The organism is Paraburkholderia sp. NMBU_R16 (genome assembly GCF_013282575.1).
Classification (GTDB): Bacteria; Pseudomonadota; Gammaproteobacteria; order Burkholderiales; family Burkholderiaceae; genus Trinickia.
Genome location: NZ_JAAAYE010000058.1, coordinates 23183 through 29519, shown reverse-complemented (window position 1 = coordinate 29519; position 6337 = coordinate 23183). Strand labels below are relative to the sequence as shown.

Sequence of the window (6337 nt, the reverse complement as noted above, 5' to 3'; positions counted from 1 at the left end):
TGCCGCATTCTGCCGCAACCAGCCATACCTCAGCTTGTCGATTCAGAGCGCCTCAAGGGTTCGCTGCGCCGGGCTTACGCCCGCCCTTGACCCGCTAACATCACCCACTCGGAATTCAAAAGAGGCGGACTTATTTTCGTCGTCTTGAGTTCGCTATATACGACGCTTCTCGCACTTTCGATTCGACCATTGGGCCGGGTTGTGAAGCGACTCTCCTGGATCAGCCGTTGGCAAGGAAAAATCGTGGGCTCCATCTTCATATCGCTGGGACTGAAAGTCGCTACCCAACATCGATAAGCCATTGGCCTATGACTGCACTCGGGAAAGCGGCACTGATTTCACGAATTTTCATATCGCTTGGCATGATCTCGTAGTTCAGATCCGGATTGGCGAAGAATGTTCGCCGCGGACGTTATGGCAAGCGTCGACATGATTGCCGCCACCGCAAGGTCCGGCCAAGCAGACCCAGTCCCGAACACCCCGAGCGCAGCCAGCAGAACCGCGACGTTCCCGAGCACGTCGTTACGCGTGCACAGCCAGACGCTACGCATATTACTGTCGCCGGCCCGGTACCGGAAGAGCAGCCCGGCCACGAGACCGTTCGCGAGAAGCGCAACCGTTCCGACGATCCCCATCGTCGGCACGCTCGGCACCCGGCCTGTGACCAAGTGCCAGGAGGCCAGCCCGAATACCCAAACGCCGAAGGCCAGCATCGATGCCGCCTTGACTCGGGATGCTCGCGCGCGAGCGCCTATGCTCGAACTCAACACGACGAGGCTGATACCGTAGTTGGCCGCGTCGCCAAGAAAGTCCAGCGAATCCGCCAGCAGCGACACCGATCCACCACGGACGCCCGACAATACTTCCACGGCGAACATGATGCAATTGATAGCCAGCGCGATCCAAAGCAGTCTGCGATAGTCGCCTCGCTGCGGGTCCGGCCGGTCGTCAGATTGGTGACAGCAGTCTCCCGGCATGGCAGCCTCCCGATGAATGCCGAAGAGCGTATCGCGAACCTTTAACCACGACAGGGTCAACCATGATCGCTACCCATTCAATCGGCGCAAGACGTGTTTGAATGAACCGGAAGCGTATCAGACGACTCGAGGAATAGCAGACGAAGCAGAGGGGAATATCAACTAGCTTCTGCGAACATTCTTGCGAGAAGCGAGAAGCTCACGAAATCGAATATCGATTCTGCGGACCGGGGACATACTGCTTCAACGCCATTTCGAGAACCTTGTCGCGGAACTCGTCAAAGACGCCAAGCACCGAGCGCTCGTCGGAGCCCACGCCTGGCTGCAGGCTTCTGAGCATGGCGTCGTCGACCATGAAGGTAATTTCCCGCGAATTGTCGTAGCCCCAGAAACAAACGCAATGCCGGGAGGCATCGTAGCTACGGCTCGGATTGGGAAATTGAAGCATGATGGTCAGGCTTTCGGCGGCACAGCCGAGTAGCGCCACTTGCTCGCATTGGAGTCGATCGCAGCGTCACTGAGGCGTCGCTGCTCGGCTCTGGCTGCATCCGCAGTCTCGAGGATATGCGCACGTGTGCTGCGTTCGATGGCGTCCTGGCTCTGTCTGGGAATTCCAGCCGGAGCACGTTTGAGTCGCGATTGCATGATGACGTCCTGAAGCAGGAGGCCACGCGTCGGCGGCCAGTCTCCCCACTGTATACCCTTTGGCTGACACCGACGTCTTTATTTACCTGGTGGCACTCCGGCCTGGCGATATCACTGACGCTTCGAAGCCTCCTTCTTCAGCTTCTTTGCGTCTTTCTTTTCCTTTGGCGTCTTGGTGGCCACTTTCTTCTCCGTCTTTTTGGCGTCGTGGGCTTTGCTCATGATGGCCTCCTTCTATATAGGTGTCTCAGTGTACGGCGCGACGCGCTTTCCGTCCAACGAAACAGAGGGTAAACTCCCTGCGCGTCGTCCAGCCTTCAGACCATGACTTTACGATCCCGCAACCACCTGACCGCATGGCTTGGCCTCGTTGCCATGTGGCTCATCGTGCTCGCCCCAATCGTGAGCCAGTTGGTTGTCGCCGCGCATCGGGACGATCCGAATGCCGTGCTCTGCTCGGCGACGCAGCCTGCAGGCGATTCCGCCCATGTCACACATGCCGATCCGCTGGCGGCCTGCGGCTATTGCGATCTGATGGCCAATCACACGACGATACCGGCACCGCCGCAATCGCTACTTCTATTTGTTACGGTTGTCGCAATATCGGCTATCCCTACGCTGTCCGTCCGCTTTACGCCTCTCGGCGCGTTCCCATCCGGTAGACCCCGCGCCCCACCCGTCCGCTCCTGAATTTCCGTCACTCGCAGCCAATCCGACGCGCCGGTCGAACGCGCGCGGCTGTTCGTTCAACGACTTCAGGAAAATTCCATGCGGTACTTCGCATCGCGAAGGCTGCGCGTTCGCACGCGCCGCCATGCACGGTTCGTCACGTTCGGACTGTTGCCCATTTCGCTTGTCGCACCGTCGGCCTTTGCGGCAACCGACGTCAATCCGGGCTTGGATTCGAACGCTGAGCAGGCCCACCCAATTCCACCCGCATCGGGCATCGAACGCGGTGCGACAGTTCTGCCCCCTATTACCATCAGCGCAACGGCCGACGATGCTCGCCTAGGCCCCACCGCCGTTCCGAATGCCCCCGGTACGGTCGAATCCGTCACCCCCGAGCAGTTCGGGAACTGGAACGTCGTCAACACCGAGGACGTGCTGAAGCAGATGCCGAACCTCGCAGTGCGCAAGCGTTTCATCGGCGACTTGAACTCGATCATCGCAGTGCGCGGCACGAGCAATGCGCAAAGCGCGCGCGGCCTCCTCTATGCGGATGGGCTGCTGCTATCGAATTTGCTCGGCAACAGCTACTCGTTTCCGCCCCGTTGGTCGATGGTGTATCCGGCGGAAATCCGCCAAGTCGATGTCGTTTACGGACCGTTTTCCGCGCTTTACCCGGGCAACTCGCTCGGCGCGACGGTGCTCATCACGACGCGCATGCCCTCTCGATTCGAGGCCGACGCGGACGTCAAAGCGTTCACGCAGCATTTCAGCCTCTACGGTGTGAATCGGAATTTCAACGGCAGCGAGGCAAGTACGTCGATCGGAAATCGCATCGGCAAGTTCTCGTTTTTCATCGGCGCGAATCACCTCGACAATACCAGTCAACCCTTGCAGTTCGCGACGCTCGCGCAATCGACCACGCCGGCAAAGCCGGGCGATGTTCCGGTAACCGGCGCTTACTTCTACAACAATCAGACGAATGCGCCCACTACGGTGATCGGCGTGAACGGCGAAGGCATCGAGCACACCGTACAGGACCAGCTCAAGCTCAAACTGCAATACGACTTCACGCCGACCTTGCAGGGGGCGTTCACGCTCGGCTACTGGCATCGGACGTACAACAGCCAGACCTCCACGTTTCTCTTCGATGGGCATGGCAGCCCCGTCTATAGCGGGCGCGTCGACATCGGAGGATACGAATACGACGTCCCGGCATCCGCGCTTGCACCCAGCCTCGGATGGAGCGAGAACTGGCTGTACGGCCTCTCGCTGAAAACGCGCAACGCAAGCGGCTGGAATGGCGAAGCGATCGCATCGTATTACGACGTATCGAACGGTGTCGCACGACTGGCCAACGCCGGCGGCCCTGGTAATGGCTCAGGTACCGTGACGTTCGGCGATGGAACCGGCTGGAAAACGCTCGATTTGAAAGCGACTTGGACGCCGCCATCCCCGTTGCCCGGTCTCGCGAATCACGCGCTCGCATTCGGTTATCACAACGACGACTACTTCCTCGATAACGAAACGTTCAATACGCCCAACTGGCGCGATGGCAGCGCCCAGAGCTTTGCCAACTCGTTCAAGGGGCGCACGCAAACGCAGGCCGTCTACGCGCAGGACGCATGGCGTCTTGCACCGCGGTGGAAATTCGTCTACGGCTTACGTTATGAAGACTGGCAGGCATACAACGGCGCGCAAGCGCTAGCGGGCACCAACGTTCCATATCCCGGCGCCGACCAGCACCGTTTTTCGCCGAAAGCGTCGCTATCGCTCGATGTGACGGATGAGCTGACGCTGCGCGCTTCGATCGGGCGTGCCTATCGATTTCCCACGGTCAGCGAGCTGTTTCAAGGAAAGATCAGCGGCTCGTCGATCGTCAACAACAATCCGAATTTGCAACCCGAGGACGACCTATCGAAGGAGCTGGCCGCGGAATGGGCGCATTGGAACGGACTCTTCCGGCTGTCGCTCTTTCAGGACGATGTCAAAAACACGATCTTCAGTCAGACCGATACGACCATCATTCCGAACGTCACGAGCTTCCAGAATATCGGCAAGGTTCGCTCCCGCGGTGTCGAGCTCGGTTATCAGGGAGAGGATGTCGTCGTGCACGGCCTCGATTTGATTGCCAGTGTGGCTTACACGCAATCGAAGATTCTGGCCAATGCGCAAAACCCGGCGACGGTCGGCAAGTACTTCTACCGGATTCCGCTCTGGCGCGCGAATCTCGCGGCGACCTATCGCGTCGGCGAACGCTATGCGGTGACGCTCGCGGCCCGCTACTCAGGCCGCGAGTACAACACGCTGACCAACACCGATTCGAACCCGAACGTATTCGGTGGCACCAGCACTTTTACCGTCGCGGACGCCAAGTTCACGTTCCATCCGACCAAGCTCAGTGAAATCGGCGTCGGCGTCGACAACCTCTTCGACGCCCGCTACTTCGTCTATCACCCCTACCCCGGCCGCACCTTCTATATCGAAGGCCGGCTGCGCATGTAAAGGAGGCACCTGTGTCCATTGTCCCAACCATCGTTCGCGCAATGCCGGCCTCCACGAATTCCAGCCGTGGATACCGCACGCTTTGGCGCTGGCATTTCTATGCGGGCTTGTTCGTCATGCCGTTTCTCGTGGTGTTGGCCATCACCGGCACGATCTATTGTTTTCAGCCGCAGATCGAACCGCTGCTCTATCCGCATCGGCTCGTAGTGACGCCCAGCCCTGCGGCTCGCTTGAGCGAGGACGCTTTGCTTGCCAAGGCTCGCGTTGCCATGCCGCCCGAAGCGGTAGCGACGACCGCGCGCATCGCCGCAAGCGCCGAGCGCAGCGCCGAGTTCATTTTCAGGCTGCCGAATGGCCGCAGCGAAAGCGTCTACGTGAACCCTTACGACGGCGTCGTGCTCGGTACGCTCGATGTCGATCGTCGCTTCATGCAGGTCGATCGAATGATTCACCGCAAGCTGCTGCTCGGCAAACCGGGCGAGCTGCTGATGGAGCTCGTCGCATGCTGGACGCTCGTGATGATCGGCACGGGTATCGCGTTATGGTGGCCGCGCGAACGTGTGGGGGAGGGCACTGCCGCTGCCCTGCGCGCCGCGCTGGTACCTGACTTGACACGCCGCGGGCGGCCGCTATGGAAGACCATCCATGCGACGCTCGGTATCTGGCTGGCCATCGGCGCATTCGCGTTCATCGCGACTGGCCTGCCGTGGACCGGTTCATGGGGAAAGCAGTTCAAGGCGCTGGCCACCAGCGCCAACCTTGGCTCCCCACCGGGTGCGTGGGGTGGTATGCGATTGCGCTCGGGCGTGCCGGGACAGTTGGCCGCTTCCGCGGCCGCCGCACCTCGCGATGCATCTTCGTCCAGCATGGATTCGATGCCAGGCATGACGATGGACGATATGCCGTTACCGCGGGTGCCGTGGGCAGTCGGCGCTGTGCATGTGCCGAACGCGCCCGATGCCGGTGCGCCCGGCGCCACGCCGCTATCGCTCGCCCGAATCGTTGCGCAGATGGCCGCGAAGGGACTCACGAATGGCTACGACATTGCGCTACCGCGCTCGCCCGAAGGGGTTTATACCGTGTCGTATTTTCCTGCCGATCCGAAACTCGAGCGCACGATTTATATCGATCAGTACAGTGGTGAAGTGCTGAAAGACATCCGCTACCGCGATTATGGCGCCATCGGCAAAGCGGTGTCATACGGCACGTCACTGCATATGGGCCGCTACTTCGGCCTTGCGAACCAGATCGTTTGCTCGGCGCTTTCGCTCGGGTTGGCCGCGCTGGCTCTGACGGGCTGCGTGATGTGGTGGAAGCGTCGGCCGTCGGGCACACTCGGTGCGCCGGCCCGCGAACGCCCGCGTGCATCGATTCGCGGATGGTGCGCCGCGCTCGTCGTGCTTGGCATCGTGTTTCCGCTGATGGGTGTGACGCTCATCGTGGTTGCGCTGGTCGATCGCTTCCTGTTCGGGCGCGCAGCCGGCGCCGACTCGGAAGCGTCGATTGAAATGCGCAACTGAGAGTGGCCTATTGCTATGCCTCGC

The 6337-nt window shown here is 60.5% G+C and carries 5 protein-coding genes and 1 pseudogene; 4 read left to right on the top strand and 2 right to left on the bottom strand.

Annotation, left to right across the window (positions count from 1 at the left end):
* Window positions 1-126: 126 nt before the first annotated feature.
* A pseudogene (locus GWC77_RS22920) lies at window positions 127-297 on the top strand (LysE family translocator); the annotation flags it as partial.
* A gap of 41 nt (window positions 298-338) precedes the next feature.
* Here GWC77_RS22920 and GWC77_RS22915 read toward each other — a convergent pair.
* The gene (locus GWC77_RS22915; RefSeq protein WP_367949081.1) at window positions 339-1037 is read right to left on the bottom strand and encodes a cation transporter; all 699 of its coding nucleotides are present in this window, start codon (window positions 1035-1037) and stop codon (window positions 339-341) included.
* 139 nt (window positions 1038-1176) lie between these two features.
* Window positions 1177-1425: a DUF1488 domain-containing protein gene (locus GWC77_RS22910; protein ID WP_173260594.1), complete on the bottom strand. Its 249-nt coding sequence runs from the start codon at window positions 1423-1425 to the stop codon at window positions 1177-1179.
* A 521-nt stretch (window positions 1426-1946) separates the two neighbouring features.
* On the opposite strand from GWC77_RS22910, the gene GWC77_RS22905 reads away from it, so the two are divergent.
* The 3 genes from GWC77_RS22905 (at window position 1947) to GWC77_RS22895 (ending at window position 6313) form a co-directional block, all read left to right on the top strand.
* A complete protein-coding gene (locus tag GWC77_RS22905; RefSeq protein ID WP_173260582.1) occupies window positions 1947-2312 on the top strand; it encodes a DUF2946 domain-containing protein in 366 nt (121 codons plus the stop codon).
* A gap of 78 nt (window positions 2313-2390) precedes the next feature.
* The gene (locus GWC77_RS22900; RefSeq protein WP_173260580.1) at window positions 2391-4793 is read left to right on the top strand and encodes a TonB-dependent receptor; all 2403 of its coding nucleotides are present in this window, start codon (window positions 2391-2393) and stop codon (window positions 4791-4793) included.
* 17 nt (window positions 4794-4810) lie between these two features.
* A complete protein-coding gene (locus tag GWC77_RS22895; protein WP_173260592.1) occupies window positions 4811-6313 on the top strand; it encodes a PepSY domain-containing protein in 1503 nt (500 codons plus the stop codon).
* Window positions 6314-6337: the final 24 nt, after the last annotated feature.